This window comes from Streptomyces marinisediminis (assembly GCF_026262575.1).
In the GTDB taxonomy this organism is placed as follows: Bacteria; Actinomycetota; Actinomycetes; order Streptomycetales; family Streptomycetaceae; genus Streptomyces; species Streptomyces marinisediminis.
In genome coordinates, this window is sequence record NZ_JAPKFL010000012.1 from 53,651 (window position 1) to 79,659 (window position 26,009).

Here is a 26,009-nt window from a genome sequence, read left to right on the forward strand (position 1 = left end):
CCGCGCGCCCCCGGCACCGGCGCACCCCGCGGCCCGCCGCGTGCCGCGCACCGCGCACCGCCCGGGGACAATCAAGGGGTGACGCTCCCCGCCGCCCTGGCCGCCCGGCTGCCCTCGCCGCTGACCGAGTGCGCCGACGAGCGCTTCACCCGGCGCGGGCTGCGCCTGCTGCTCAAACGGGACGACCTGATCCACCCGGCGCTCCCGGGGAACAAGTGGCGCAAGCTGGTGCCGAACCTGGTGGCGGCCCTGGAGGCCGGGCACCCCACGCTGCTCACGTTCGGCGGCGCCTACTCCAACCACCTGCGCGCCACCGCGGCGGCCGGGCGCCTGCTGGGCCTGGCCACGGTGGGCGTCGTGCGCGGCGAGGAGCTGGCCGACCGGCCGCTCAACGCCTCCCTCGCCCGGTGCCGGGCCGACGGGATGCGGCTGCACTTCGTCTCCCGCGCCGCCTACCGGCGCCGCGCGGAGCCGGAGTACGTCGCCGCCCTGCGCGCCCGGTTCGGACCGTGCGCCGTGCTGCCCGAGGGCGGCAGCAACGACCACGCGGTGCGCGGCTGCGCGGCGCTCGGCCGCGAGCTGGCCGGACGGGCGGACGTGGCCGCGGTCGCCGTCGGCACCGGGGGCACCCTGGCGGGACTCGCGGCGTCCGGGCCGCCGGCGCTCGGCTTCCCGGTGCTCAGGGGCGGGTGGCTGGGCGCGGAGGTGGCCCGGTTGCAGGGGTCGGCCTTCGGCGGTCCGCGCGGCTCCTGGCGGCTGGACGAGGGCTTCCACTGCGGCGGCTACGCCCGCACGACGGCGGAGCTGGAGCGGTTCGCCGACGACTTCGAACAGCGGCACGGGCTCGCCCTGGACCGCGTCTACGTCGCCAAGCTGCTCCTCGGCCTGACCACCCGCGCGACCGAGGGGGCCTTTCCGCCCGGCACGCGCGTCGCGGCCGTGATCACGGGGTGAACCGCGCCCGCCGCACCGGGGCGGCGTCCGGCTAACCTTTGCCCCATGATCCGAGCCGCCACCCCCGACGACGTGCCCGTCATCCGGAACATGGTCCGCGAACTCGCGGAGTACGAGCGCGCCGCGGAGCACGCGCGGGCCACCGAGGAGCAGTTGCGCGAGGCGCTGTTCGGCCCGCATCCGGCCGTCTACGCCCTCGTCGCCGAGGAGCCGGGGGACGCGGGGCCCGTGCCCGTCGGCTTCGCCCTGTGGTTCCGCAACTTCTCCACCTGGACGGGCACGCACGGCGTCTACCTGGAGGACCTGTACGTGCGCCCCCACGCGCGCGGGGGCGGGCACGGGAAGGCGCTGCTGGCCGCGCTCGCGGAGATCTGCGTGGAGCGGGGCTACGAGCGCTTCGAGTGGTGGGTGCTGGACTGGAACGAGCCGTCCATCGGCTTCTACCGCTCGCTCGGCGCGGAGCCCATGTCCGACTGGACGGTGTTCCGGCTGGCCGGTGCCCCGCTGCGGGCGCTGGCGCGGAGCCGCCCGCGCGGTGCGGGCCCAAAGGCGGGGGGCGGGAGCGACCCCGCGGCGCGACCGGCGGCCGACGCTTCGGTCGGCGGCAACACAGCGTAGTCTTCTCGTAATTGATACCGCCCCACCCCTAGCCACGGACAGTGCCCATGTGTTTACGATGGGTTACGTCATCGGTAGGGGGCGGCGCGACGGCGTCCTGGGGACAGCATGCCACGGATCGCGATAGCGTCGCAGGCGGAACCTTCTGCTCGCGCCCGTCACCGGCCCCCGGCCCTCCGGGAGCGCCGCCGGCGGGCGGGGCAGCCCAACCAGTGTGCATCACCTTGGAGGTGAGGGTGTCCCAGATCGTAGGTGCGGAGCAGGACTTCGTCGAGGTCCGACTGCCCGCGGCGGGTGCCTACCTGTCAGTGCTGCGGACGGCCACCGCCGGGCTCGCGGCCCGCTTGGACTTCACCCTCGACGAGATCGAGGACCTGCGCATCGCCGTCGACGAGGCGTGCGCGATCCTCCTCCAGCAAGCGGTTCCGGGGTCGGTACTGAGCTGCGTCTTCACTCTGGTCGGAGACTCACTGAGAGTGACGGTCGCCGCCCCCACGACGGACGGTCGCGCCCCCGAGCGCGACACCTTCGCCTGGACGGTGCTCTCCGCGCTGGCCGGCGAAGTGGACTCGGCGGTGGCCGAGGACCGCACGGTCAGCATCAGCCTGCACAAGAAGCGTGGCGCCGGCCCCGGGGCATCGTGACCGATGCTCACGGGCCGGCCCGGGACGAGGGGGCCGGTATGAACGACCTGGAGCCGAACGCGCCGGTCGGCCGCCACGACATGGCGGCGGATACGGCGATCCCGGAACAGCAGGCCCGACCGCACCCGGCCGACCCCGGTCAGCCGGCGGAGCGGACCCAGCGGGCACAGGTGGCGGACGCCGCGGTACGGGCCAGGCCCGCGGGGGCCGGGCCCGGCCAGGGTCCACCCGGGCAGCAGCCGCAGCGGGCTCGCGGGTCCGGGACGGACCCCGGCCCCGGCGGGCCCGGGGCGGCCGCGGGGCCGTCCGGCGGCCCGCAGGCCCGGGCGGGGGCCCGCGAGCTGTTCGTCCGGCTGCGCGGCCTGCCCGACGACGCGCCGGAGCGCGCCGAGCTGCGCGACCGCCTGGTGCGCATGCACCTGCCCCTGGTGGAGCACCTGGCCCGCCGGTTCCGCAACCGCGGTGAGCCCCTGGACGACTTGACCCAGGTGGCCACGATCGGGCTGATCAAGTCGGTGGACCGCTTCGACCCCGAACGCGGGGTGGAGTTCTCCACCTACGCCACCCCCACCGTCGTCGGCGAGATCAAGCGGCACTTCCGGGACAAGGGCTGGGCGGTGCGGGTGCCCCGGCGCCTCCAGGAACTGCGGCTGTCACTGTCCTCGGCGACGGCGGAGCTCTCGCAGCAGCACGGCCGCGCGCCCACGGTGCACGAGCTGGCCCAGCGGCTGTCGATCTCCGAGGAGGACGTGCTGGAGGGGCTGGAGTCGGCCAACGCCTACAGCACCCTGTCGCTGGACGTGCCGGACACCGACGACGAGTCCCCGGCCGTGGCCGACACCCTCGGCGCGGAGGACGACGCGCTGGAGGGCGTGGAGTACCGCGAGTCGCTCAAGCCGCTGCTGGAGCAGCTCCCGCCGCGGGAGAAGAAGATCCTGCTGCTGCGCTTCTTCGGCAACATGACCCAGTCCCAGATCGCGCAGGAGGTCGGCATCTCGCAGATGCACGTCTCCCGCCTGCTGGCCCGCACGCTCGCCCAGCTCCGGGACAAGCTGCTCGTCGAGGAGTGACGGCCCGCGCCCGGCGGGCGGCGTTCACGGCTCCCGGGCCGCCCGGCCCGTCGGCACGCCCAGGGCGGTGGCGGCCGCCGTGTGGAACAGGCACACCAGCACGGCGATGGCGACCGCCGCGACGGCCAGCCCAGCGGGCACCCAGCCGCCGGTGCTGGAGGCCATCTGCCAGCCGACGGGCAGCGCCAGGAGCTGCGTGAGGATCGCCGGGCCCCGGCTCCAGCGGCGCAGCCGCCACAGGCCGCGCGCGGTGATCAGCGGCAGCAGCGCCAGGGCCAGCACGGTGAGGCCGCCCGTGAGGGCCTGCGTCAGACCGTCCGGGGTGCCCGTGACGGCCAGCACCAGCATGGCGGCCCCCCATCCGGCGACGGTGACACCCTCGGCCGCGACCAGGCCGGCGGCCACGCTCACCCGCGCCGGCCGCGCCCCGGCCGTCTTCTCCACTGCCTCGCCACTCACCCCGCCAGCGTAACCGGGCGCCCCCGGGTCCGGGCGTCAGGCGCCCGGACCCGGGGTGACCCGAAGTCGGTAACCTGCACAGCATGCGCGCACTCCTCGTGGTGAATCCGAAGGCGACCAGTACCAGCGCGCGCACCCGCGACGTGCTGGCCCACGCCCTGGCCAGCGACCTCAAGCTGGACGTCGTCAGCACCACCCACCGCGGCCACGCGCGGGAGCTGGCCCGGCAGGCGGCCGAGGAGGGCCAGGTCGAACTGGTCATCGCGCTCGGCGGCGACGGCACGGTCAACGAGGTCGCCAACGGCCTGCTGCACCGGGGCCCGGACCCGGAGGGGCTGCCCCGGCTCGCCGTCGTGCCCGGGGGCTCCACCAACGTCTTCGCGCGCGCCCTCGGGCTGCCCAACCACCCGGTGGAGGCGACCGGCGCCCTGCTGAGCGCGCTGGAGTCCGGGAGCAGCCGCACGGTCGGGCTGGGTTTCGCCGACGGCACCGCGGGCACGGTGGACGCCGGGGTGCCGGGCCGCTGGTTCACCTTCTGCGCCGGGTTCGGGTTCGACGCGGGCGTGGTGGGGCGCGTGGAGCAGCAGCGCGAGCGCGGCAAACGCTCCACGCACGCCCTCTATGTGCGCCAGGTGCTCCGGCAGTTCGTGGGCGATCCGCACCGCAGGCGGGGAACGATCGTTTTGGAACGGCCGGGCGGGGAACCAGTCGAGGGGCTGGCGGCGTCCATAGTCTGTAACACCGCGCCCTGGACGTACCTGGGCGACAAAGCGGTGTACGCGGCGCCGGCGGCGTCGTTCGACACGGCGCTCGACGTGCTGGGGCTCACCCGGCTCTCGTCGGCGGCGGTGGCCCGTTACGGCACCCAGCTGCTGACGTCGTCGCCGGAGCGGGGACCCCGCGGAAAGCACGCCGTGTCGCTGCACGATGTGGCGGCCTTCACCTTGCATTCGCAGGTGCCGTTGCCGTTTCAGATGGACGGTGACCACCTGGGGCTCCGTACGAGCGTCAGCTTCACAGGCGTTCGGCGTGCACTGCGTGTGATTGTGTAAGTCGAACGCCCAAAAGTCCTTCCACTCGAACGTTTAGACCAGGCTCCACCCACTAGAAGTACGGCTGTGAGCCAAGCGACACCAAGGAATCAAAAAAAGATTGCCGGAAGGGGTTGTATCCGCCGCCGAGGTTTGCGAGTCTCTTCATGGCGATCGGGACAGCCGCCCCTTGGTGGGCTCCCGGAACCGCCCGAACCCCCTCCACAAACACATGGGACCCGCATCACATTTGCTGGTCGGTGCCTTCACTTGTCGAGGGATTCGTGAAAGCGTTCACATTCACAAGCCACGTACACCCCGCGTAGGAGATGGAGCAGCCATGGACTGGCGTCACAACGCCGTTTGCCGCGAGGAAGACCCCGAGCTCTTCTTCCCCATCGGCAACACCGGTCCTGCGCTGCTGCAGATCGAGGAAGCCAAGGCCGTCTGCCGCCGCTGCCCCGTTCAGGAGCAGTGCCTGCAGTGGGCCCTGGAGTCCGGCCAGGACTCCGGTGTCTGGGGTGGTCTGAGCGAGGACGAGCGCCGCGCGATGAAGCGCCGCGCCGCCCGCAACCGCGCGCGGAAGGCCACCGCCTGACGCTCGCCAGGGCCGCCCGCTGCCCCGAGCCGCAGCACGCAGTGCCGGTTGCACACCGCCGCTAGCACACAGCACGACGCACGAGCCCCGTGCCGACCGGAGCCCCTCCGGACCGGCACGGGGCTCACTGCTTGCCCCGGCCCCGGTGCGGCGCCGGGCCCGCACACCGGCGGCCGCCGGAGGGGCGTCCGCCTCCGGCCCTCAGCGCACGCCCCCGGCCCCGGGCCCCGGCCGTCTGCCCCCGGCCCCGTCCAAGGCCCCGGGGCCGTCCGAGAGCCCGGCCGTCGGCGCTCGGCCGCCGCCCCGGCCCCCGCACGCGGCCCCGTCCGGGCCGCCCCGACCGGCGGCGCCGGACGCCCGCGGGCCGCGCCCGGCGCAAGGCCGTCAGCGCTTGTCCGCCGGGACCGGGAGGTCGAACAGCACGCGCGTGCCCCGCTCCCCCGCACTCACCATGTCGAACGTGCCGCCCAACTCACCCTCGACGAGCGTGCGCACGATCTGCAGCCCGAGGTTGCCCGAGGTCCGCGCGTCGAAGTCCGCGGGGAGGCCGCGCCCGTCGTCCTGCACGGTCACCAGCAGCCGCGGCTCACCGCCCGCCGCGCCGCGCACCGCGCCCACCTCCAGCGTGCCGAGCTCGCCTGGGCCGTAGCCGTGCTCCAGCGCGTTCTGCAGCACCTCGGTGAGCACCATGGACAGCGGGGTGGCCACTTCGGCGGCCAGGATGCCGAAGCGGCCGGTGCGCCGCCCGGTCACCTTGCCGGGCGCGATCTCCGCGACCATCGCCAGCACGCGGTCGGCGATCTCGTCGAAGTCGACGCGCTCGTCCAGGTTCTGCGAGAGCGTCTCGTGCACGATGGCGATGGAGCCCACCCGGCGCACGGCTTCCTCCAGGGCCTCGCGCGCCCGGTCGTCCCCGCTGGCGCCGATGCGCCGGGCCTGCAACCGCAGGAGCGCGGCGACGGTCTGGAGGTTGTTCTTCACCCGGTGGTGGATCTCCCGGATGGTCGCGTCCTTGGTGAGCAGTTCCCGCTCCCGGCGGCGCAGTTCGGTGACGTCGCGCAGCAGGACGAGCGAACCGATGCGGGTGCCCTTGGGCTTGAGGGGGATGGCCCGGAGCTGCACCACGCACTCGTCGCCCTCGATCTCCGCCTCCCGCGGCGCCCAGCCGCTGGCCAGCTTCACCAGCGACTCGTCCACCGGCCCGCGCGCGGGGGCCAGGTCGGCCGTCGTCTGGCCCAGGTGCAGGCCCACCAGGTCGGCGGCCAGCCCGAGGCGGTGGTAGGCCGACAGCGCGTTGGGGCTGGCGTACTGGACGTGCCCCTCGGCGTCCAGCCGGATCAGCCCGTCGCCGACGCGCGGGGAGACGTCCATGTCCCCCTGCTGCTCCGGGAAGGGGAACCCGCCGGCGGCGATCATCTGCGCGAGGTCGGAGGCGCTCTGCAGGTAGGTGAGCTCCAGCCGGCTGGGCGTGCGGACGGTGAGCAGGTTGGTGTTGCGCGCGATGACGCCCAGCACCCGCCCCGCGCGGCGCACCGGGATCGACTCGACGCGCACCGGGACCTCCTCGCGCCACTCCGGGTCGCCCTCGCGGACGATGCGTCCCTCGTCGAGCGCGGAGTCCAGCAGCGGCCGGCGCCCGCGCGGGACGAGGTGGCCGACCATGTCGTCCTGGTAGGAGGTCGGCCCGGTGTTCGGCCGCATCTGGGCGATGGACACGTACCGGGTGCCGTCGCGGGTGGGCACCCACAGCACCAGGTCGGCGAAGGAGAGGTCCGACAGGAGCTGCCATTCGGACACCAGCAGGTGCAGCCAGTCCAGGTCCGCTTCCCCGAGGGCGGTGTGCTGGCGTACGAGGTCGTTCATGGAGGGCACGGCCCGAGGGTAACCGCCACCGGTCGCGGCCGGCGCGAGCGGGCCGGGAGGCACTTCGGGCCGCGGCGCCTGGGCGGGACCCTCAACCCACCCGGCACCGCAGCCCGGAGCGACTGGGGGCCCGGCGCAGTCAGGGCAGAGAACGCCGCGGGCCCCGTGTTCCGCCCTCCTGTGCGGGGAGGGCGGAAGTCGGTACCTCCATTGTGGACTAGACCAATAGCCGTGTCCATGCCCGGGACGCGGTCCGGGGGCGGCGCCCGCCGAGGACCACGGCGCTCCCCGCCCGGGACGCGCGCCCGGCGGGCCCGGGCGGCTCGGCGGCCCACCGCGCGCCGCCGGGGCCGAACCCGGCGCGTCAGGGCGCCGACACGGCCCGGGCGGCGCGGCGGCGGCGCGGACGGCGCGCGCTCCGGTCCGGGCAGGGCGCGGCGCGGGGCGGCACTCGTCGGTCTCGACGCCGGGGGCCGCGGCCCTCGCCGGAGAACGCGCGCGTCAGGGCTCCGGCCGCCCGCACCGTCCGAGCGGCGGCGGCCCCTCGGCGTCGGCCGAGCCCGACCGACCGACGCCGACGGCCGGGCCGAGGAGAAGACCGACGACCAGGTGGTGCCGCCGGGCGCCGTGGGCCGTCGTCGGCCCGGAGGCCCGCCCGCGCGCCCTCCCGGAGTCCGCCGAGCGCGCGGCCCGGAGAGCCGAACGCCGGCCCGGGAGCCGCGCGCCGTGAGCGACGCGGAGCGGTGGCCGGACGGGCGGGCCGCGCGGCGCCGCTCCCGCGGGCCGCGTCCGCGGTGGGCCGGCCGCGCGGGGCGGTGGGCCGCTCCGCGTCCGGCCGGACGCGGAGCGGCCCCCGGGGGCGGCCGTGCGGGCCGCCCCCGGGGGCCGACGTGCGGGCGTGCCCGCGGCTCAGCTCTCGCGCCGCCCGGCGATCACCTCGGCGGCGGCCCGGCCGCAGACCCGGGCGGCACCGTGCGTCACCAGGTGCAGGGCACCGGCGGGCGGCGCCTGCGGAACGCCCATCTCGACCACCACGCTGTCCGGGCGGGCGGCGAGCAGGGCCTCCACCGCGGCGGCCATCCAGGGGTGCCGGTGCAGGTCGCGGACCACGGCGACGACCCTGCGGTCCCCGGCCTCGGCCAGCACGCTCTCGGCCACCCCGGAGGCGCCGGCGGCCTCGGCCTCCGCCCGGCTCCAGGAGCCGGTGGCGGTGCCGGGCAGCAGCCGCTCCAGCTCGGCGGCCACGCCCCAGGGGGTCTGGTCGCCGACGGCGATGTTGGCCACGGGGGTGAACGCGGCGACGTAGGGCGCGGCGTCGAGCGGCTGCCAGGAGGTGCCGTCGGCGGGGGTGGCGCGCAGCGCGCGGCGGGCCGCGGCGAGGCCGACCTCCGGGTCGGCCGGGGCGTCGGCGCGCGCCGCCGCGGCCCGCTCGGCCGCCCAGCGGGCCAGCGCCCGCACCCGCTCGGCCGCGTCGGCCAGCCGGGCGGCGTCGAGCTCGCCCTCCCGCACCGCGCGCACCAGCGCGTCGCGCAGGTTCAGCACGGTCTCCTCGTCGGCCAGGTGGCCGCCGACGCAGACGGCGTCCGCGCCGGCCGCGATGGCCAGCACGGTGCCGCGCTCGACGCCGTGGTGGTCGGCGATGGCCCCCATCTCCACCGCGTCGGTGACGATGACGCCCTCGAAGCCGAGACCGCCCTCGGCCACCGGGGCGCGCAGCAGCCCGGTCAGGGCCGGGAAGCTGAGCGTGGCGGGCAGCTCCGGGTCCAGCGCGGGCAGCAGGATGTGCGCGCTCATGATGGACTTGCTGCCCGCCTCGACGGCCGCCCGGAACGGGACGAGCTCGCGTTCGCCCAGGGTGCCGAGGTCGACGTCGATGCGGGGCAGCGCGTGGTGGGAGTCGACGTTGGTGTCGCCGTGCCCGGGGAAGTGCTTGGTGCACGCGGCCACCCCGGCGGCCTGGAGCCCCTCGACGTAGGCGGCGGTGTGCCGGGCGGCGCGCTCGGGTTCGGCGCCGAAGGAGCGCACGCCGATGACCGGGTTGTCCGGGTTGGAGTTGACGTCGGCCGACGGCGCCCAGTTGAGGTTGACGCCGCACGCGGCGAGGCGCCGGCCGAGCTCGCGGGCGACCGCGCGGGTGAGCGCGGGGTCGTCGACGGCGCCCAGCGCCAGGTTGCCGGGGAAGGAGGAGCCGGTGCGCGCCTCCAGCCGGGTCACGTCACCGCCCTCCTCGTCGACGGCGACCAGGACGTCGGGCCGCACCGCGCGCAGCTCGGCCGTCAGCGCGGCGAGCTGTTCGGCGGATTCGATGTTGCGCCCGAACAGGCCGACGGAGGTCAGGCCCTCGTCGAGCTGGCGCAGCAGCCACGCGGGCGCGGTGGTGCCGGTGAAGCCGGGCTGGAGGACGGCCAGGGCGTCCCGCAGCAGCGTCTGGGAGGTGGGGGCGAGTGTGGTCATCGGTGGGTCATCCCTTCACCGCGCCGGCGCTGAGCCCGCCGACGGCACGACGCTGGAGGAAGAGGAACAGGAGCAGGACGGGGATCGCGAAGAGCGAGGAGGCGGCCATGGTGGCGCCCCAGTCGTTGCCGAAGGCGCTCTGGAACTGGGTGAGCCACAGCGGGAGCGTGTACGCCTCGGGCTCCTTGTTCAGCACCAGCACCATGGCGAACTCGTTCCACGCGGTGATGAAGCCGAACAGCGAGGTGGACATCAGCCCCGGCGCGAGCAGCGGGAAGATCACCCGGAAGAACGCCTGGGTGCGGCTGCACCCGTCGATCATGGCCGCCTCCTCCAGCTCCTTCGGCACGGCGGCGATGAAGCCGCGCAGCGTCCAGATGGTGAAGGGCAGGACCATCACGAAGTAGATGAGGGTGAGGAAGCCGATGCTGTTGAGCACCTGCGCGTCCCGGGCGATCAGGTACATCACGATGACCATGACTTCCCAGGGCGCGAGCTGGGCCATCATCACGGCGAGCACGAGGCCCTTGCGGCCCTTGAACTTCATCCGGACGATGGCGAAGCTGGCCGCCAGCGCCACCACCAGCGCGATGAGCACGGCGCCCACGGTGGCCGTCAGGCTGTTGCGCACGAACGTCCAGAACAGCTCGACCTCGGTGGCCGTGCCGTAGTGCTCGAAGGTGGGCGTGAAGAAGAAGGTGGGCGTCTTCGTCAGGACCTGCGCGGCCGGCTTGAAGGACGTGGAGAACATCCAGTAGACGGGGAAGACGAAGAACGCGGCGAGGGCGAGCGCCAGGAGGTTCGGCCAGATCCGTCCGAGCGTCTTGCGGCGCCTGGCCCGCGTCGCCGCCCGGTCGGGGGCGCTCGGGGGCCGGGGCGCGACGGCGTTCGGGGCGCCGGCGGGCCCGGCGAGGGTGGTGTTGCTCACTGCTCGTCCTCCTGCTTGAGGATCAGGCGGAAGTAGAACGACATCGCCACGATGAGGATCAGGATCGTCAGCACCGAGGCGGCGGCCGCGACGCCGAACTGCATCTGGCTCATGCCCTCGACGTAGGCGAAGACGGGCAGCGTCTCGGACTCGCGGTTCGGTCCGCCCTGGTTCAGCGCGTAGATCTGGGCGAACGCCTTGAAGACCCAGATGATCTCCAGGAACGTGGTGATCAGGAAGAACGGCTTGAGCAGCGGGAAGACCACGGAGCGGAAGATCCGGTAGTTCGTGGCGCCGTCCATGCGGGCGGCCTCGTACAGCTCGCCGCTGATCGTCGTCAGGCCCGCGTACATGTTCAGCGCGACGAACGGGACGGAGGCCCAGACGATGAGCAGCGTGACGATGGCCAGCGTGGAGAAGCCGGTCTGGAACCAGTTGTGCTGCTCGTACCCGGCGAAGCCCAGGCTGCGCATCACCCAGTTCACGACGCCGAACTGGGTGTCGAACAGCCAGCGGAAGACGGTCGCGGAGGCCACGATCGGCATGGCCCAGGCCATCACCAGCGCCAGCGAGAGCACCAGTCGCATGGCCTTGCCGAGCCGGTTCAGCAGCAGCCCGATGAGCGTGCCGCCCAGCATGATCAGCGCGACGTTGACCGCCATGAAGACGAAGGTGCGCACCACGACGGCCCAGAAGGCGTCGTCGCGCAGCAGTTCGACGTAGTTGTCGAACCCGGTCCAGACCGTGGCCCGGGAGATCATCTCCATGCGGCCGAGCTGCTGGAAGGAGACCAGCACGTTGCGGACCAGCGGATAGCCCAGGAACACCGTGAGCGCGAGGACGGCCGGGGCGATCAGCAGGTACGGCAGCCAGCCGCTGGGCAGCGACCGTCTGCCGCGGGGTGCGGCCTCACCCGGAGGCCGGGAGTCCGGGCCGCTGGGCGGCGGCTCCTTGGTGACCGGGGTCGCGCCCTCGGTGGTCTGCACGGTCATGGTCTTCTTCCTCGGACCTTCGTCGGACCGGACTGCGGTGGTACGGGGAGGGGGCCGTGGGCGCCCCGGCCCCGGTGCCGGGCCGGGGCGCCCACGGTCGGTGGCTCAGCCCTGGTTGATGCGCTCGGTGATCGCCTCGTCGGCGTCGTCACCGGCCTTCTTCGGGTCCGTCCCGTTGAGCACGTTGGTCATGTACTGCTTGACCGGGTTCGGGTCGGTCTCGACGTTGGCCCAGCCCGGGGTGATCGGGGTCAGGCGCCCGACGTCCGCGGACTGCACCATGGCCTCGGCGAAGGAGCCCGGCTCGGGCGTGATCTGCGCGGCCTGCGAGTTCGGCAGCGCGGCCCCGCCGGTGGCCTCGGCGTACTTCTTCATCCACTCCTCGGAGGTGGCCAGCTTCAGCCACTCCTGCGCCAGCTCCTTGTTCTGCGAGCGCTCGGGGACGGCGAGGTTGGAGCCGCCGAAGAAGACGTGGCCCGGCTGCTCGGCCGTCTTGCCCGGGACCGGGAAGTAGCCGAAGTCGGCCTCGCCGCCGGCCTCCTCGATGGCGGCGATGGCGCCGTTCGCCTCCCAGCCCAGGCCGATCCAGGACGCCACGTCACCCTTGGGCACGATGTCGGTGGACTGCTGCGGGGTGGCCTCGTCGGTGTCCTTCGGGGCGGTGGAGAAGGACTGCAGCTCCTCGTAGAAGTTCATGGCCGCGGCCCCCTCGGGGGTGGCCAGGGCGCCCTTCCACTGGTCGCCGTCCTCGACCGCGAGGTCGCCGCCCTCGTCCCACAGGAAGCCGGAGTAGACGTACCAGCTCTGACCGGGCAGGTAGATCGGCTGGGCGTCGGTCTCGTCCTCGATCTTCTGGAGGCCCTCGACCCACTCCTCACGGGTGGTCGGCGGCTCGACACCGGCGTCGGCGAAGATGGACTTGTCGTAGATCACGACGCGGTTGGCGGCCCACCACGGCGCCGCGTAGAGCTGGCCGTCCAGCTCCGCCGAGGGCAGCATGCCCTCGTTCCAGGTGTCGTAGCCCAGCTCGTCCTTCATGTCGGTGAGGTCGGCGAGACCACCGGTGACCGCGTAGCCGGCGGTCTGGGTGTTGCCGAGCTCCAGGACGTCCGGCGGCGCGTCCTCGGAGAGCGCCGTGGTGACCTTCTCCTGGATGCCGTTCCACTGCTGGGTCTGGATCTCGACGGTCACGCCCTCGTGGGCGGCCTCGAACTCCTTGTTCAGCTCGGTGACCCACTCCTCGGGAGCGGACCCGTCCATGACCCACACGGTGAGCGTCTTGTCACCGTCGCCGCTCTGCGCGTCCTCGCCGCCGTCAGAGCCGCAGGCCGCGACCCCCATCATCGCCGCCACACCGATGGCCGCTATGAGCTTGCGCCTCACGTCACCCTCCTCGGGATGCAGAAACCTCCCGCCCACCGCGAGGACATACGTACGAAGTAGTGCCCGTGGGACTGGGATTGGTCTTTAATGGTTTAGACCAGTGCCCCGCAGCTTGGCCTAGACCTATAGGGGTGTCAAGGGTGTATAAGAGGGGGTCTCCCGTCCGTTACCGGACCGACACCTCGGCCGAGCGGCGGCCTCGCGCACGCCCCGTGCCAGGATGTGAGGCCGGGAGTGCCCAGCCGGTCGGCCGGACAGGCCACAGAGACGGAGTCGGAGGAAGCCGGTGACGGCGACAGGACGACGAGTGAGCACGCCCGAGGGCGGCGTCACCGAGAACGGATCGGGTCCGGGTGGCGCCACCCGGACGGCGCGCGTACCAAAGTACTACCGCCTCAAACGGCACCTGCTCCAGATGACGGAGACGATGCCGCCTGGCACGCCGGTGCCGCCGGAGCGCACGCTGGCCACCGAGTTCGACACCTCCCGCACCACGGTGCGCCAGGCGCTGCAGGAGCTGGTCGTCGAGGGACGGCTCGAACGCATCCAGGGCAAGGGCACCTTCGTGGCCAAGCCCAAGGTGTCCCAGGCCCTGCAACTGACCTCCTACACCGAGGACATGCGGGCGCAGGGGCTGGAGCCGACCTCCCAGCTCCTGGACATCGGCTACGTCACCGCCGACGACCGGCTGGCCGGCCTGCTGGACATCCCCGCGGGCGGCCGCGTCCTGCGCATCGAGCGGCTGCGGCTGGCCAGCGGGGAGCCGATGGCCATCGAGACCACGCACCTGTCCCAGAAGCGCTTCCCGGCGCTGCGGCGCAGCCTGATGAAGTACGCCTCCCTCTACACCGCGCTGGCGGAGGTCTACGGGATCCATCTCGCCGAGGCCGAGGAAACGATCGAGACCTCGCTGGCCTCGCCCCGCGAGGCGGGCCTGCTCGGCACCGACGTGGGCCTGCCCATGCTGATGCTCTCCCGGCACTCCTACGACCGCGACGGCGAGCCCGTGGAGTGGGTTCGCTCCGTCTACCGCGGGGACCGGTACAAGTTCGTGGCCCGCCTGCGGCGTCCCCCGGAGTAGCCCCCGCCGCGCTCCGTGCCGCTCCGCCACCGGGACGGCCGCCACCGCCGTGACGTGCGGCGCGGGCGGCGCGGGCGGCGGCCCGCGAGGGTCGCGCGACGGGCCCGCGCGGCCCACGCAACGAGCAGCCCGACCGTCCCGCGACGGACCGCACCCGGGCGCCCCGACCGTCCCGCGACAACCCGCACACGGGCGGCCCGGCGACCCCGCGACGGCCCACGCGCGGACGGGCACGGCGACCCCGCGACGGACCGCGCACGGGCGCCCCCGGCCGTCCCGCGACGGCCCGCGTCGGCGGCCGGTGTGCGCCGGCGTGCCGCGCCCGGTGCCGTTCACCGCAGAAGTCGACCGTTCGGCCTCCCCCGATCTGTACGACGAGTGACGCCCCCGCCACGGCTGACCTAGATTTCCTGCGCGTCGAGGACGACCCGACCTGCAGGAACGGAGTGAACGGGGATGACGGAACCCGCAGCAGCGGCCGGCAACGAGGGGACGACGGGGCGCGGCAGCCCGTCCCCGGGGAAGATCGCGGTGTGGACGGCCGTGGCCCTGGTGGGCGCCGTCGGCTGGGCCGTGCTCGCGCTCTCGCGCGGCGAGGAGGTGTCGGCGGCCTGGATGGTGGCCGCGGCGCTCGGCAGCTACGCGATCGGCTACCGCTTCTACGCCCGGTTCATCGCGCGCCGGGTCCTGCGCGTCGACAAGAGCCGCGCGACGCCCGCCGAACGGCTCGACAACGGCGTCGACTTCCACCCCACCGACCGCCGCGTGCTCTTCGGCCACCACTTCGCCGCGGTCGCCGGGGCGGGTCCGCTGGTCGGCCCGGTGCTGGCCGCGCAGATGGGCTACCTGCCGGGCACGATCTGGATCATCGTCGGCGTCATCTTCGCCGGTGCCGTGCAGGACATGGTGACGCTGTTCTTCTCCACCCGGCGCAACGGCCGCTCCCTGGGCCAGATGGCCCGCGACGAGATCGGCCCCTTCGGCGGCGCCGCGGCGCTCGTCGCCGTCTTCGCCATCATGATCATCCTGCTCGCGGTGCTCGCGCTGGTGATCGTCAACGCGCTCGCCCACTCCCCGTGGGGCGTGTTCTCCATCGCCATGACGATCCCGATCGCCCTGTTCATGGGCTTCTACCTGCGGGTGCTGCGCCCCGGCCGGGTGACCGAGGTGTCGGTGATCGGCGTCGCGCTGCTGCTGCTCGCCATCGTCGCGGGCGGCTGGGTCGCGGAGTCCTCGCTGGCCGGGACCTTCACCCTGGCGCCGGGCACGCTGGTGATCTGGATGGTCGCCTACGGCTTCCTCGCCTCCGTCCTGCCGGTGTGGATGCTGCTGGCGCCGCGCGACTACCTGTCCACGTTCATGAAGGTCGGCACGATCGTGCTGCTGGCCCTGGGCGTGGTCGTGGCACTGCCGACGCTGAAGATGCCGGCCGTCACCGACTTCGCCACGCGCGGCGACGGTCCGGTCTTCGCCGGTTCCCTCTTCCCCTTCGTCTTCATCACCATCGCCTGCGGCGCCCTGTCCGGCTTCCACGCCCTGGTCTCCTCCGGCACGACGCCGAAGATGATCCAGAAGGAGACGCAGGTCCGCATGGTGGGCTACGGCGCGATGCTGACGGAGTCGTTCGTCGCCGTGATGGCGATGATCACCGCGTGCATCATCGACCCGGGCCTGTTCTTCGCGGTCAACTCCCCCAGCGGCGTCGTCGGGGACACCGTCCAGTCGGCCTCGGAGTTCGTCAACGGCCTCGGTCTGGGGGCGCCGATCACGGCGGAGGACCTGCAGGCGGCCGCGGCGGCCGTCGAGGAGGACAGCCTGCTCTCCCGCACCGGCGGGGCGCCGACCTTCGCGCTCGGCATGTCCGAGATCTTCTCCGCGGTGATCGGCGGCGCCGGGATGAAGGCGTTCTGGTACCACTTCGCGATCATGTTCGAGGCGCTGTTCATCCTCACCACCGTGGACGCGGGCACCCGCGTCGGCCGGTTCATGCTCCAGGACACCCTGGGCAACGTCTTCAAGCCCATGAAGGACGTGAGCTGGAAGCCGGGCGTCTGGCTGGCCAGCGCGGTCGTGGTCGGCGGCTGGGGCTACTTCCTGTGGGTGGGCGTGCACGACCCGCTCGGCGGGATCAACCAGCTCTTCCCGCTGTTCGGCATCGCCAACCAGCTCCTCGCGGCCGTCGCCCTCGCGGTGTGCACCACGCTGCTGGTGAAGTCCGGCCGACTGAAGTGGGCGTGGGTGACGGGGGTGCCGCTGGTGTGGGACGTGGCGGTGACGCTCACCGCGAGCTGGCAGAAGATCTTCTCCGGCGACCCGGCGGTGGGCTTCTTCACCCAGCGCCGCATCTACCAGGAGGCCATCGAGCGCGGTGAGGTCCTCGCCCCCGCACGGGACATGGCGGACATGCACACCGTCGTCACCAACTCCACCGTCGACGGCGTGCTGGCGGCGCTCTTCGCCCTGCTGATCGTCGTGGTCATCGTGGACGCGGGCCGGGTGTGCTGGAAGGCGGTGCGGGCGCCGGAGTCCGTCACGCTGCACGAGGCGCCCTACCAGCGCTCCCGGCTCGTGGCACCGGCCGGGCTGATCGCGACGCGGGAGGAGAAGGCGGAGCTGGCGGCGGTCGCCGCGGGCGACGGCGACGGCGGTGCCGAACCGCCGGTGGGGGCGCGGAGGTGACCTGGGGCCGCCGGCTGCGCGGGGCCGCCGCGCGCGTGCGCTGGTTCTGGCGGGAGGCGACAGGCGAGGCGGCCTACGACCGGTACGTCGCCCACGCCCGTCGGCACGACCCCGCGGCCCCTCTCCTCACCCGCCGGGCCTTCGAGCGCCGCCGCACCGACGCCCGTGAGTCCGACCCCCGCGAGGGCTTCCGCTGCTGCTGACCGGCGACGGCGGGCAGCGGCGAGAGCCCCGCGGCGCCCGCCCCCGCCGCACGGGGGCGGGCGCCGCGGCGTCGGCCCGTGACCGTGCAGCAGACTGGGAGCATGGACGTGACCATGGACCTCACCGTGCGGGCGGCACGCCCCGAGGAGCTGGAGGAGATCGGGGAACTGACGGCCGCCGCCTACCTCGGCGACGGGCTGCTGGACTTCGGCGAGGCCGACCCCTACCTGGCGGAGCTGCGCGACGCCCGGCGCCGCTCGGAGCACGCCGAGGTGCTGGTGGCCGTGGACGCCGGCGGGGAGGTGCTGGGCGCGGTGGCGTTCGTCGGCGAGGGCGGGCCGTACGCGGACCTGGCGCGGCCCGGCGAGGCGGAGTTCCGCATGCTGGCCGTGCGCCACGAGGGACGCGGCCGGGGCGCGGGCGAGGCGCTGGTGCGCGCCTGCGTGGCGCGGGCCCGGCGGCGGGGGCTGATACGGCTGGTGCTGTCCAGCCAGGAGGGCATGGTGCCCGCGCACCGGCTCTACCGCAGGCTCGGCTTCGTCCGCACCCCGGAGCGCGACTGGCGTCCGCTGCCGGAGTTCAACCCGCTGTGGACGTTCGCCCTGGAGCTGTGACCGGCCTCGGCGGCGAGCGGCGGGGCCGGGCGCGCGGGTGCCGGGTGAGCGCGGGAGGCTCACCCGGCACGGCGCGCGGTGGACGGCTACGGGGCCCGGGAGGGCCGCCGGGGGCCGTCGAGCCGGCCCCGGGGGCCGGAGGTCGTCAGATGCCGCAGCTCGGCGCGTCCCAGTACCGGCTGCCGCGGTGGTCGAGGTGGGCGTGGTCGTTGTGGCCGGGGAAGCCCGGGCCGAGGATGCCGTTGAACCCGTGGTACCGGGCCCGCTTGCTCAGGGTGCACAGCGAGTGCGATCCGGCGCCGAGGTCGGCCGCGTCCCCGTAGAGGTGACGGCTGCTGGGCGCGCCGCCGACGGCGTTGTTGCAGGCGTGGGAGCGGAAGCCGCTGGTGACGCGGATCGGCTGGTCGCCGAGGGCGTGGCGCAGCGCCTCCAGCTTCCACATGGTGCGCTTGGCGTTCTCCCGGGCCGTCGCCGCGCTGACGGCGCCGCCGCTCCAGGAGGAGTTGCACCGGTTGAGCTCCGCGAAGTCGAAGTGCGCCGGGGAGCAGTCGGCTTCCTGGAGGGCGTAGATCTTGTTGAAGGTCTGCGGCCCGGCGATGCCGTCGGCGCCGAGCCCGTAGGCGGACTGGAAGCGCTTGACGGCAGCGGCCGTGGCGGGCCCGTACTGGCCGTCGATGGCGAGCACGTTGCCGTAGCCGGGGTAGCCGGCCACGCGGATCTGGAGCTCCCGGACGTCGGACCCGGAGGCGCCCTGCGAGAGCGTGCGGTTCCACGTGTAGCAGGAGTCGGCGGAGGCGACGGGTGCGGTGGCGACGGTACCGGCGAACAACGCCGTCGCGAACATGACAAGAGCAAGGAGGCTTCGGGTCACTCGTCTACGCATGGCCCAGAGCGTGGCCGAGCCGTCTGTACGCGTCAACAACGCGCGTTGAATGCCAGAGGGCGCGCCTCTGGCGGTGGGGGCACACGACCCGGGCCCGGCGCCGGACCGGCCCCCGCGCGGACGCGGGGTCCGGCGCCGGACCGTGGGCGCGGCCGTCCGCTCAGTCGCCCGGCACCGTCTCGTAGCGCGGCGTGGACTCGGCCATCTGCCGCAGCACGTCCTTGCGCTCCCGCTTGGAGAGGCGGTCGATGTAGAGCCGTCCGTGGAGGTGGTCCGTCTCGTGCTGGAGGCAGCGGGCGAAGTACCCCGTGCCGCGCACCCTGATGGGCTTGCCGTCGGTGTCCTGCCCGCTGACGACGGCGAAGTCCGGCCGGGGCACGGCGCAGTAGGCCCCGGGCACGGACAGGCAGCCCTCGTTGCTGTCGTCCAGCACCCGGCGCTCGGCGGGCAGTTCCTCCAGCACCGGGTTGCACACCGCGCCGACGTGGCGGACGCCGTCGTCGTCGGGGCAGTCGTAGACGAACACCTTCAGGTCCACGCCGATCTGGTTGGCGGCGAGCCCGACGCCCTCGGCGGCGCGCTGGGAGGCGAACATGTCGTCCACCAGGGCGGCCAGCTCGGGGCCGAAGTCGGTGACCTCCCGGCACTCGCGGTGCAGCACCGGGTTGCCGACCACGGTGATCGGGCGGGCGGTGCCGCGCTCCCGGTGCGCGCTCTCGCGCGCCTCGCAGTCCTCGGTGTCGACGATGAACTCCGAGTCGGCCGCGTCGGTGCGCGCCTCACCGGTCTGTTGCTCCTGAGCCATGCCGCCGTACGCCTTCCTCGACTGCCTGCGGGGTCGCCCTACAGGGTAAGGCTCCACGCGGCGCCGCGGTGCCACGCCCGGACGGTGGGGCCCGGCCGGGGAAGCGGGGTCAGCAGACCTCTTCGAGATCCCGCCACTCGCGGGTGTCGGGGCTGTCGGCGACCCAGCCGTCCAGCAGCCCGCGGACCAGGGAGGCGGGCGCGGCCAGCCCGCACTCGCGCTCGGGGGTCCACACCTGGTCGGGGCCGCTGCCCGCCGCCATGTGGCCCAGGGGGCCCGGCTGGCCCGGCTCGCTGTGGTCGTGCGGATCGTGCCGCAGGGCGGTGCCGTCCCCCTCGTCGCTGGCCATCCGCGACTCCGAGCACGAGCGGCACAGCAGCCGCACGGAGGACGACCAGTCCTCCGCGGCGAACCCCGCCTCGGCCGCCAGGCGCTCCAGGGCCTCCCGGTCGGCCTCGGTGGCCGCCTCCAGCAGCACCACCCAGGTGGGCACCGGCGAGGGTGCCCAGAGTTCTATCTCGTCGAAGACGGGGTAGGCCGACGGGCGCCCGCCCCCGCCGGCCACCGTGCGCTCGCCGTGCGGGACGCCGTCGTGCAGCACCACCTCGCCCCAGCGCCGCCCGGACGAGGGCAGCGGGATGGACTGCACGGCTATGCGGGCCGGGTCGAGCCGCCGCCCCCAGACCACCTCGGACTCGCCCTCGGGCGACAGCCGCACGGCCGCGCTGCCCAGCCGCATGCCCGTCGGCTCCCCGGTGCCGGTGCCGCCGACCGCGTCGGTGGGCACCTTCAGGCCGTAGGCCTGCCAGGCCCGGCGGGCCAGCGGCCAGTCCTGCAGGGCGGTGGCCGCGATGCCCACGTTCCACCAGTCGGGCGCCCCGGTGGCGCGGTCCAGCAGGGCCACCGCGCGCAGTCCGGCGGTGCGGGCCTGCTCCCAGTCGTGGCGGAACTTGTGCAGCAGCGCCAGGTTGAACCAGGACTCCGACAGCCACGGCTCCAGGTCCGCGGCCCGGGTGAGCAGCTCGCCCGCGTCCTCGTAGTGTCCGTCGCCGATCAGGGTGAAGGCACGGTCGGTGGCCAGCCGCCAGTCGGTGGACGGCCGCTGCCGTGCCCTGCCGAAGATCTTCACGATGCTCCCGCCTGATTCCCGCCTGTCGATGGGTGGCGTGTACCCGGTCGAGTGCGCCGCGCACGGCGCCTGGGGTGTCGCGTTACGGTGCTCTGCCCCCGCATCCAACCATGCCCGCTCCAGGGTGTGCTCATGACCCGTGTTCCGGACCGTTCCGCACGGCCGCGCCCGGGCCCCTACACGGCCCAGCTTGCTCCAGCCGCCCGCGGGGCGCGACACGGCGGGGGTCGAGCGGGGGTGCGGCGCGGGACGGCGGCGCCGCCGGGGCCGCCGCGGCGGCCCGACGGTGGCCGGGCGGGCGGCGGCCGGAAGGAGCGCCGGGCCGGGCGACCGGTGCGGGCGGAGGCGGCGGGCCCGGCTCAGCGGGCGTTGCGGCGGGCGGACGCCGACGGACCGCCGGGCTCCGCCTCCTCGCCCGGTGCCGGTGCGGCGGCCTGGGCGCCCTGCGCTGCCGGGGCGCCGTCGAACACCGCGCGCTCCGGTCTCGTCTCCCCGGACCGGATGAGGTCGATGCGGCCCATCACCTTCGAGCGCAGGTCGGTGGGCACCTCGTCGCGCCCGCAACAGCGCTTGACCAGCTTCTTCACCGCCTGCTCCAGCCCGTACTTCTCCAGGCACGGCGAGCACTCGTCGAAGTGCTCCGCGAGCTTCTTGCGGTCCGCCTCGGGCATCTCCTGGTCCAAGTACTCGTACAGGTGGTCCAGGACCTCGGAGCAGTCCGTCTCGTGCGGCTTGCCGCAGCTCATCAGTCCGAGCCCTTCCGGTCGTGCGCCTCGTCGAACCCCCCGGAACCGCCCGCACCGGCCGCCGCGCCGGCCGGGACGAGCCCGCGCTCGCGCGCGTAGTCCTCCAACATGCCGCGGAGCTGGCGCCGGCCGCGGTGCAACCGCGACATCACGGTGCCGATCGGCGTTCCCATGATGTCCGCGATCTCCTTGTAGGCAAACCCCTCGACGTCGGCGAGGTAGACCGCGATGCGGAACTCCTCGGGGATCGCCTGTAGGGCCTCCTTGACGTCGGAGTCCGGCAGGTGGTCCAGCGCCTGCGACTCCGCCGAGCGCAGCCCGGTCGACATGTGCGACTCGGCGCGGGCGAGCTGCCAGTCCTCGATCTCCTCCGCCGCGCTGCGCTGCGGCTCGCGCTGCTTCTTGCGGTAGGAGTTGATGAACGTGTTGGTCAGGATGCGGTAGAGCCACGCCTTGAGGTTGGTGCCCTCGCGGAACTGGTGGAACGAGCCGTACGCCTTGGCGTACGTTTCCTGCACCAAGTCCTCGGCGTCGGCCGGGTTGCGCGTCATGCGCAGGGCGGCCGAGTACATCTGGTCCAGGTAGGCGAGGGCGTCGCGCTCGAAGCGTGCGTTGCGCTCGGCGTCGGTCTCCCGCGATGCGCGCTGCTTACCGTCCTCGGTGCCGGTGACCGGACCCACCTCCTGCGTTGCGGCGGTGAACCCGGGGCCGGGCCCACTCGAACCGGAGAATAGACGACCCGTACCGGTTTCCACCTCATCCGCCACCTGAATCGTCCGGGCACCGGCCAGCGTCAGCGTGGCCCAGTCCACGTCAATGGCGCGGGGACGCTGCGGGCAAGCGACAGAACCCATGACGGCGGCTTCCTCTCCTCAAAGCGTGCGTCTCGACTCGCGGCGGCCGTCGCGCGGACGGCCGACCGGACGCGTATGCCCCCGGCACCGCGCACAACGCTGTGGCGGGTTCCGTCATTCCCGCAGCCAGGCGGCGACGGCGTCGGTGACCGCGGCGAGCGCCGCCTCCTGGCTGGTGGCGGCCCGCTTGGGCACCGCGAAGCCGTGGTCGGCGTCGGGCACGGCGGCCAGCGGGGTACCCGGCGGGAACTCCTCGGGCCGGCCGAAGGGGTCGCGGGCGCCCTGTACGACGAGGAGGGGCGCCCCGGCCCCGGCCAGCTCCCCCGCGCGCGAGGACTCCGGCCGGCCCGGCGGGTGCAGCGGGAAGGCCAGCGCGAGCACGGCGCGGGCGCCCAACCCGGCCGCCGTGCGGCACGCCACCCGGGCACCGGCGCTGCGGCCCCCGGCGATCACGGGCGGCCCCGGCTCGGCGAGCACGGGCCACAGCGCCCGCCAGGCGGCGTCCAGCGTCTTCGGCGCGGGCGCCACCTTCCGGCCCGCGACGCGCCAGGGCTGCTCGACGAGGGCGACGGTCACGCCGTGCGCGGGCAGAGCGGCCGCCAGCGCCGCCAGGTCCCGGGCCTCGACGCCGCCGCCCGCCCCGTGGCCGAGCGCGAGCACCCGGCGCGCGTTCGGCGCCGGGTGCCAGGTGACGCGGGCCTCCCCGGCCGGGGTGGGAACCCGCTGCGTACGCGGTGCGGAGCTGCTCATGCCCGCCAGCGTGCCAGAGCCGGGGCCCGCCCTGCGGCCGGACACCACCGCGCGCACGCCGCCCCCGCCCGGACGGCACGCCCGCCTGCTACCGCACGCGACGTGCCGCACGACGTGACTTTCCACACGCACGCCCGTGCCCGCACGCACGCCCGTGCCCGCACGCACGCCCGTGCCCGCACGCCCGTACCCGCCCCGGGGCGGCGCGGGGGGGGGTCGCACGGGGGTCAGAAGAGGGTCTTCTCCTCCGGCTCCGCGAGTTCCCGCAGCAGCTCGGGGGCGTTGTTGCGCACGTTGCTCACCTCCGTGCCCACCGGGTAGGCGCGGTGCCGCCCCGTGGGCAGGCCGTTCAGCAGGTCGCGCAGCTCGTCCGCGTCGTCGCGCGCCGGGTCCAGCCAGGCGTCCCAGCGCTCGGGCGGGAGGGCGACCGGCATGCGCGGGTGGATGTCGGCGAGCGAGCGCGGCCCGGTGCCGCCCGCCCCGGGCAGCGGGGTGGTCTCGGCCTCGGTGGTGAGCACCGTGCACGTCACCCACCAGGCGCGCGGGTCGCCCTCGGGGCGCGTGCCGTCGCGCCAGAACTCGTAGAGCCCGGCCAGCGCCATCACCGATCCGTCGACCGGTGTGACGAAGTAGGGCTGCTTGCGGGCCCGCTTCCGGCGGCCCTGCTGCTCCAGGTCCAGCTCGCCCCTGCCGGTGACCCACTCGAAGTACCCGTCGGCCGGCAGCAGGCAGCGGCGGGCGGCGAAGGCCCGCCGGAAGGCGGGCTTCTCGTGCACCGTCTCGGCCCTGGCGTTGATCATCTTCACGCCCAGTTCGGGGGACTTCGCCCAGGGCGGCACCAGGCCCCAGCGCAGCACGCGCAGTTGCCGCACCGGCTCGGGCGTCGGGGCGTCCTTCAGCGGCCGGTCCAGGACCGCGAAGACGTCCTTGGTCGGCGCCACGTTGTAGTCGGGGGCCAGCGTCTCCTCCGGCTCCCACTTGCGCACATCGAACAGCCCCACCAGGTCCTCGGGGCTCCGGCTCGCCGCGTACCTACCGCACATGGGTGCCACCCTGCCACGCCGCACCGACAGGCGGGGCGGCGTGGCAGGGACCGGGCGGTCAGGCCCCGGGTGCCTCCGCCGCCCCGTCCGCCTCGTCGGCCCGGTCCTTGGCGCTGAGCGCCAGCTCGCCGCGGAAGGTGACGTAGGGCTTCACCCGGGTCGCGCCGCGGTCGGCGTGGGCGAACTCCAGCTCGGGGAAGGTGTCGGTCTTGCGGCGGTCGGCCGAGTCCCCGCCGATCCGGCCCAGCGGCACCCGCGCGGCGCCGGGGGCCGGCACCAGGCGCAGGTCCCACAGGTCGTGCTCGACGCTGCGCCGGGCGAGCACGTCGTCGTAGGGCAGCGTCACCGACACGCGCCCGTCCGGCAGCGCCTGGACGGGCGCCTGGAAGTCGTATGCCTCCGCCTGCCGGGAGACGGCGACGACGGCGGCCTCGGGGCCGGCTTCGACGCCGTACAGCCGGGCCGTGACGGTGGCCGCGGCCTCCCCCACCTCCACCTGCTCGACCTCCGCGTGCCGGGGCCGCAGCCAGGTGCGCACGCTGAGGTTGCCGTCGGCGGTGGTGTAGGGCACCCAGGACGTCACGCCGTCCGCGCCGGAGCGGGGCGGCAGCGGGACGAGGGCGGCCGTCTCCACCAGGGTCGCCGCCACCCGGCGGCCCCGGCCCTGGCCACCGCGCGGCACCACGTACGCGTCCCAGCGGCCTTCCGCCAGGGTGTGCGCCGAGCGCTCGACGACGGCCTCGACACGGCCGTCGACCGCCTGGTCGCGGGCGGGCAGCGGGACCCGGACCGACCGCCCCTCCTCGTCCTTGCGCAGCCGCAGCACCAGGTCGTGCTCCCGGTGGGGCATGCCCGCGGTGGCCACGCGCACGACCAGCCCGCCGTCCGCGGTGGCCCGGGCGTGCGCGGTGGGCGTCCAGCGCGCGGCGGGCCGCGCGGGGGCCGGTGCGGAGCGGCGCCCCGGGCGCAGCGCGCGCACCGCCGAGCGCAACCGGTCGCCCAGCGTGCGCGGCCGGGGGGCGGGGGCGCCGGCGGCCGGGAGGCGGATGCCGCGCTCGGCGGCGAGTTCCGCGATCAGCTCCAGGTAGCGCCCGGCGATGGCGGCGGGCGCGTACCGCCGCACCGTCTCCAGCGCGGCGCGGCCCATGGCCCGGCGGCGCTCCTCGTCGTCGATGAGCTGGAGCAGCGCGTCGGCGAAGGCGTCCTCGCCCCCCTCCAGCGGCACCAGCAGCCCGTCCCGGCCGTGCGTGATGATCTCGCCGGGCCCGTAGGGGCAGTCGGTGGCCACGACCGGTACCCCGCAGTGCATGGCCTCCACGATGGTCATGCCGAAGGACTCGGTGTCCGAGGAGACCGCGGCGATGGCCCCCTTGGCCCACTCGGTCTCGATGGGCGTGACGGCCCCCATGAGCCGGACGCGGTTGTACAGGCCCAGCTCCTGGACGAGCCGGCGCAGCGCGTCGGCGTTGCGGCCGCGCCCGTACAGGCGCAGGTGCCAGTCCGGGCGTTCGGCGGCGACCTTGGCGAAGGCGCGGATCAGCCGGTCGTAGCGCTTGACCGGGATGAGCCGGCCCGCCGCGACGACGGTCTTCGAGGCCAGGTCGGAGGGGCTCACCTCGGGCGCCGGCACCGCGTTGGGCACGCACAGGATGCGGGTGGCCACGTCCGGCAGCGTCCGGCGGTAGTGCCGGGCGTCCGCCTCGGAGACCGTGACGAAGGCGTCCAGCCCGGCCAGCGCGGCGTTCTGGTCGGCGGCCAACTGGTCGGTGTGGAGGTCGAGCGTCACGTGCTCCTGGCCGATGCGCAGGTAGTCGCGCCGGCCGTAGCGGTCGAGGTAGCCGTTGAGCACGGGGCGGGTGCCGATCACCACGTGCGCGTCGGTCTCGCGCAGGTAGGCCGAGACCCGCTCGTCCGTCAGGCGGGTCGGGGCGAGCGGTCCGTTGCTCACCCCGGGGTCGGGCCACATGTCGGTGGGCTCGGCGAGCCGGGGGTGCCCGCCCTCGTACCCGGGGGCGTCCTTGCGCCAGTCGATGAGCGGCGTGATCCGCACCCCGCGGCCGAAGTCGATCCGCGGTTCCGTCCTGCTGCGGTACACCGAGGCGATCTCGACCGTGTGCCCGGCCTCGGCCAGCGCCGCGCTGAGGTTCGCCGTCGACCGGATCGTCCCCCCGATCCCGTACGCGTTGTACAACAAGAACGCGATCTTCACGTTCACACCTTCCCCGAT

At 74.4% G+C, this 26,009-nt stretch carries 24 protein-coding genes; 10 read left to right on the forward strand and 14 right to left on the reverse strand.

Features of this window, described 5'->3' with window-relative positions:
* Positions 1–78: 78 nt before the first annotated feature.
* The 4 genes from OSB71_RS11910 to OSB71_RS11925 all read left to right on the forward strand — a co-directional run bounded on the left by OSB71_RS11910 (position 79) and on the right by OSB71_RS11925 (position 3,286).
* Positions 79–954, forward strand: a complete 876-nt coding sequence (locus OSB71_RS11910; protein ID WP_265947350.1) for a 1-aminocyclopropane-1-carboxylate deaminase/D-cysteine desulfhydrase — start codon at positions 79–81, stop codon at positions 952–954.
* Positions 955–999: 45 nt separating this feature from the next.
* Positions 1,000–1,572, forward strand: coding sequence for a GNAT family N-acetyltransferase (locus tag OSB71_RS11915; RefSeq protein ID WP_265947352.1), 573 nt, complete (start codon positions 1,000–1,002; stop codon positions 1,570–1,572).
* 236 nt (positions 1,573–1,808) lie between these two features.
* Positions 1,809–2,216 (forward strand): ATP-binding protein, encoded by a 408-nt coding sequence (locus OSB71_RS11920; RefSeq protein WP_265947354.1) that lies wholly within the window; start codon positions 1,809–1,811, stop codon positions 2,214–2,216.
* Between the two features lie 38 nt (positions 2,217–2,254).
* Entirely contained in the window at positions 2,255–3,286 is a 1,032-nt protein-coding gene (locus tag OSB71_RS11925) for an RNA polymerase sigma factor SigF (RefSeq protein WP_265947356.1), read from the forward strand.
* A 24-nt stretch (positions 3,287–3,310) separates the two neighbouring features.
* Here the strand turns inward: OSB71_RS11925 and OSB71_RS11930 are convergent, their stop codons facing one another.
* Positions 3,311–3,745, reverse strand: a complete 435-nt coding sequence (locus OSB71_RS11930; RefSeq protein WP_265947357.1) for a hypothetical protein — start codon at positions 3,743–3,745, stop codon at positions 3,311–3,313.
* Positions 3,746–3,828: 83 nt separating this feature from the next.
* Between OSB71_RS11930 and OSB71_RS11935 the strand changes: the two genes are divergently transcribed.
* Positions 3,829–4,797 carry a diacylglycerol/lipid kinase family protein gene (locus OSB71_RS11935; RefSeq protein ID WP_265947359.1) on the forward strand — a complete coding sequence of 323 codons (969 nt, stop codon included), beginning with the start codon at positions 3,829–3,831 and terminating at the stop codon, positions 4,795–4,797.
* Positions 4,798–5,116: 319 nt separating this feature from the next.
* The gene (locus tag OSB71_RS11940) at positions 5,117–5,374 is read left to right on the forward strand and encodes a WhiB family transcriptional regulator (RefSeq protein ID WP_191211014.1); all 258 of its coding nucleotides are present in this window, start codon (positions 5,117–5,119) and stop codon (positions 5,372–5,374) included.
* A gap of 384 nt (positions 5,375–5,758) precedes the next feature.
* Here OSB71_RS11940 and OSB71_RS11945 read toward each other — a convergent pair whose 3' ends face one another.
* From OSB71_RS11945 to OSB71_RS11965, 5 genes are all read right to left on the reverse strand, one after another.
* A complete protein-coding gene (locus OSB71_RS11945) occupies positions 5,759–7,237 on the reverse strand; it encodes a histidine kinase N-terminal domain-containing protein (protein ID WP_265947534.1) in 1,479 nt (492 codons plus the stop codon).
* Positions 7,238–8,146: 909 nt separating this feature from the next.
* The gene (locus OSB71_RS11950; protein WP_265947363.1) at positions 8,147–9,691 is read right to left on the reverse strand and encodes a glycoside hydrolase family 3 protein; all 1,545 of its coding nucleotides are present in this window, start codon (positions 9,689–9,691) and stop codon (positions 8,147–8,149) included.
* Positions 9,692–9,698: 7 nt separating this feature from the next.
* A complete protein-coding gene (locus OSB71_RS11955; RefSeq protein WP_265947536.1) occupies positions 9,699–10,502 on the reverse strand; it encodes a carbohydrate ABC transporter permease in 804 nt (267 codons plus the stop codon).
* Positions 10,503–10,615: 113 nt separating this feature from the next.
* Positions 10,616–11,611: a carbohydrate ABC transporter permease gene (locus OSB71_RS11960; RefSeq protein WP_265947365.1), complete on the reverse strand. Its 996-nt coding sequence runs from the start codon at positions 11,609–11,611 to the stop codon at positions 10,616–10,618.
* A gap of 105 nt (positions 11,612–11,716) precedes the next feature.
* Positions 11,717–12,994, reverse strand: coding sequence for an extracellular solute-binding protein (locus OSB71_RS11965; RefSeq protein WP_265947367.1), 1,278 nt, complete (start codon positions 12,992–12,994; stop codon positions 11,717–11,719).
* Positions 12,995–13,301: 307 nt separating this feature from the next.
* Between OSB71_RS11965 and OSB71_RS11970 the strand changes: the two genes are divergently transcribed.
* The 4 genes from OSB71_RS11970 (at position 13,302) to OSB71_RS11985 (ending at position 17,572) form a co-directional block, all read left to right on the forward strand.
* Positions 13,302–14,075, forward strand: coding sequence for a GntR family transcriptional regulator (locus OSB71_RS11970; protein WP_265947369.1), 774 nt, complete (start codon positions 13,302–13,304; stop codon positions 14,073–14,075).
* Positions 14,076–14,531: 456 nt separating this feature from the next.
* The gene (locus OSB71_RS11975) at positions 14,532–16,754 is read left to right on the forward strand and encodes a carbon starvation CstA family protein (protein ID WP_265947371.1); all 2,223 of its coding nucleotides are present in this window, start codon (positions 14,532–14,534) and stop codon (positions 16,752–16,754) included.
* A complete protein-coding gene (locus OSB71_RS11980; RefSeq protein ID WP_265947373.1) occupies positions 16,751–16,957 on the forward strand; it encodes a CstA-like transporter-associated (seleno)protein in 207 nt (68 codons plus the stop codon). Before OSB71_RS11975 ends, OSB71_RS11980 begins: the two co-directional genes overlap by 4 nt.
* A gap of 114 nt (positions 16,958–17,071) precedes the next feature.
* Positions 17,072–17,572, forward strand: a complete 501-nt coding sequence (locus OSB71_RS11985; protein WP_265947538.1) for a GNAT family N-acetyltransferase — start codon at positions 17,072–17,074, stop codon at positions 17,570–17,572.
* A gap of 145 nt (positions 17,573–17,717) precedes the next feature.
* Here the strand turns inward: OSB71_RS11985 and OSB71_RS11990 are convergent, their stop codons facing one another.
* From OSB71_RS11990 to OSB71_RS12025, 8 genes are all read right to left on the reverse strand, one after another.
* Positions 17,718–18,455: a D-Ala-D-Ala carboxypeptidase family metallohydrolase gene (locus OSB71_RS11990; RefSeq protein ID WP_265947375.1), complete on the reverse strand. Its 738-nt coding sequence runs from the start codon at positions 18,453–18,455 to the stop codon at positions 17,718–17,720.
* Between the two features lie 160 nt (positions 18,456–18,615).
* Positions 18,616–19,260: a peptide deformylase gene (gene def / locus OSB71_RS11995; RefSeq protein WP_265947376.1), complete on the reverse strand. Its 645-nt coding sequence runs from the start codon at positions 19,258–19,260 to the stop codon at positions 18,616–18,618.
* Between the two features lie 109 nt (positions 19,261–19,369).
* Positions 19,370–20,389 carry a tetratricopeptide repeat protein gene (locus OSB71_RS12000; protein ID WP_265947379.1) on the reverse strand — a complete coding sequence of 340 codons (1,020 nt, stop codon included), beginning with the start codon at positions 20,387–20,389 and terminating at the stop codon, positions 19,370–19,372.
* Positions 20,390–20,748: 359 nt separating this feature from the next.
* On the reverse strand, positions 20,749–21,135 hold the full coding sequence (rsrA, locus tag OSB71_RS12005) for a mycothiol system anti-sigma-R factor (RefSeq protein WP_265947381.1): 387 nt from the start codon (positions 21,133–21,135) through the stop codon (positions 20,749–20,751).
* A complete protein-coding gene (locus OSB71_RS12010) occupies positions 21,135–21,815 on the reverse strand; it encodes a sigma-70 family RNA polymerase sigma factor (protein WP_416237250.1) in 681 nt (226 codons plus the stop codon). The genes rsrA and OSB71_RS12010 overlap by 1 nt, the downstream gene beginning before the upstream one ends.
* Before the next feature lie 288 nt (positions 21,816–22,103).
* Complete coding sequence (locus OSB71_RS12015; protein ID WP_265947384.1) at positions 22,104–22,739, reverse strand: alpha/beta hydrolase family protein; 636 nt, start codon at positions 22,737–22,739, stop codon at positions 22,104–22,106.
* A gap of 227 nt (positions 22,740–22,966) precedes the next feature.
* Positions 22,967–23,782: an SOS response-associated peptidase gene (locus OSB71_RS12020; protein WP_265947385.1), complete on the reverse strand. Its 816-nt coding sequence runs from the start codon at positions 23,780–23,782 to the stop codon at positions 22,967–22,969.
* A gap of 58 nt (positions 23,783–23,840) precedes the next feature.
* Positions 23,841–25,991 (reverse strand): glycosyltransferase family 4 protein, encoded by a 2,151-nt coding sequence (locus OSB71_RS12025; RefSeq protein ID WP_265947386.1) that lies wholly within the window; start codon positions 25,989–25,991, stop codon positions 23,841–23,843.
* Positions 25,992–26,009 lie beyond the last annotated feature (18 nt).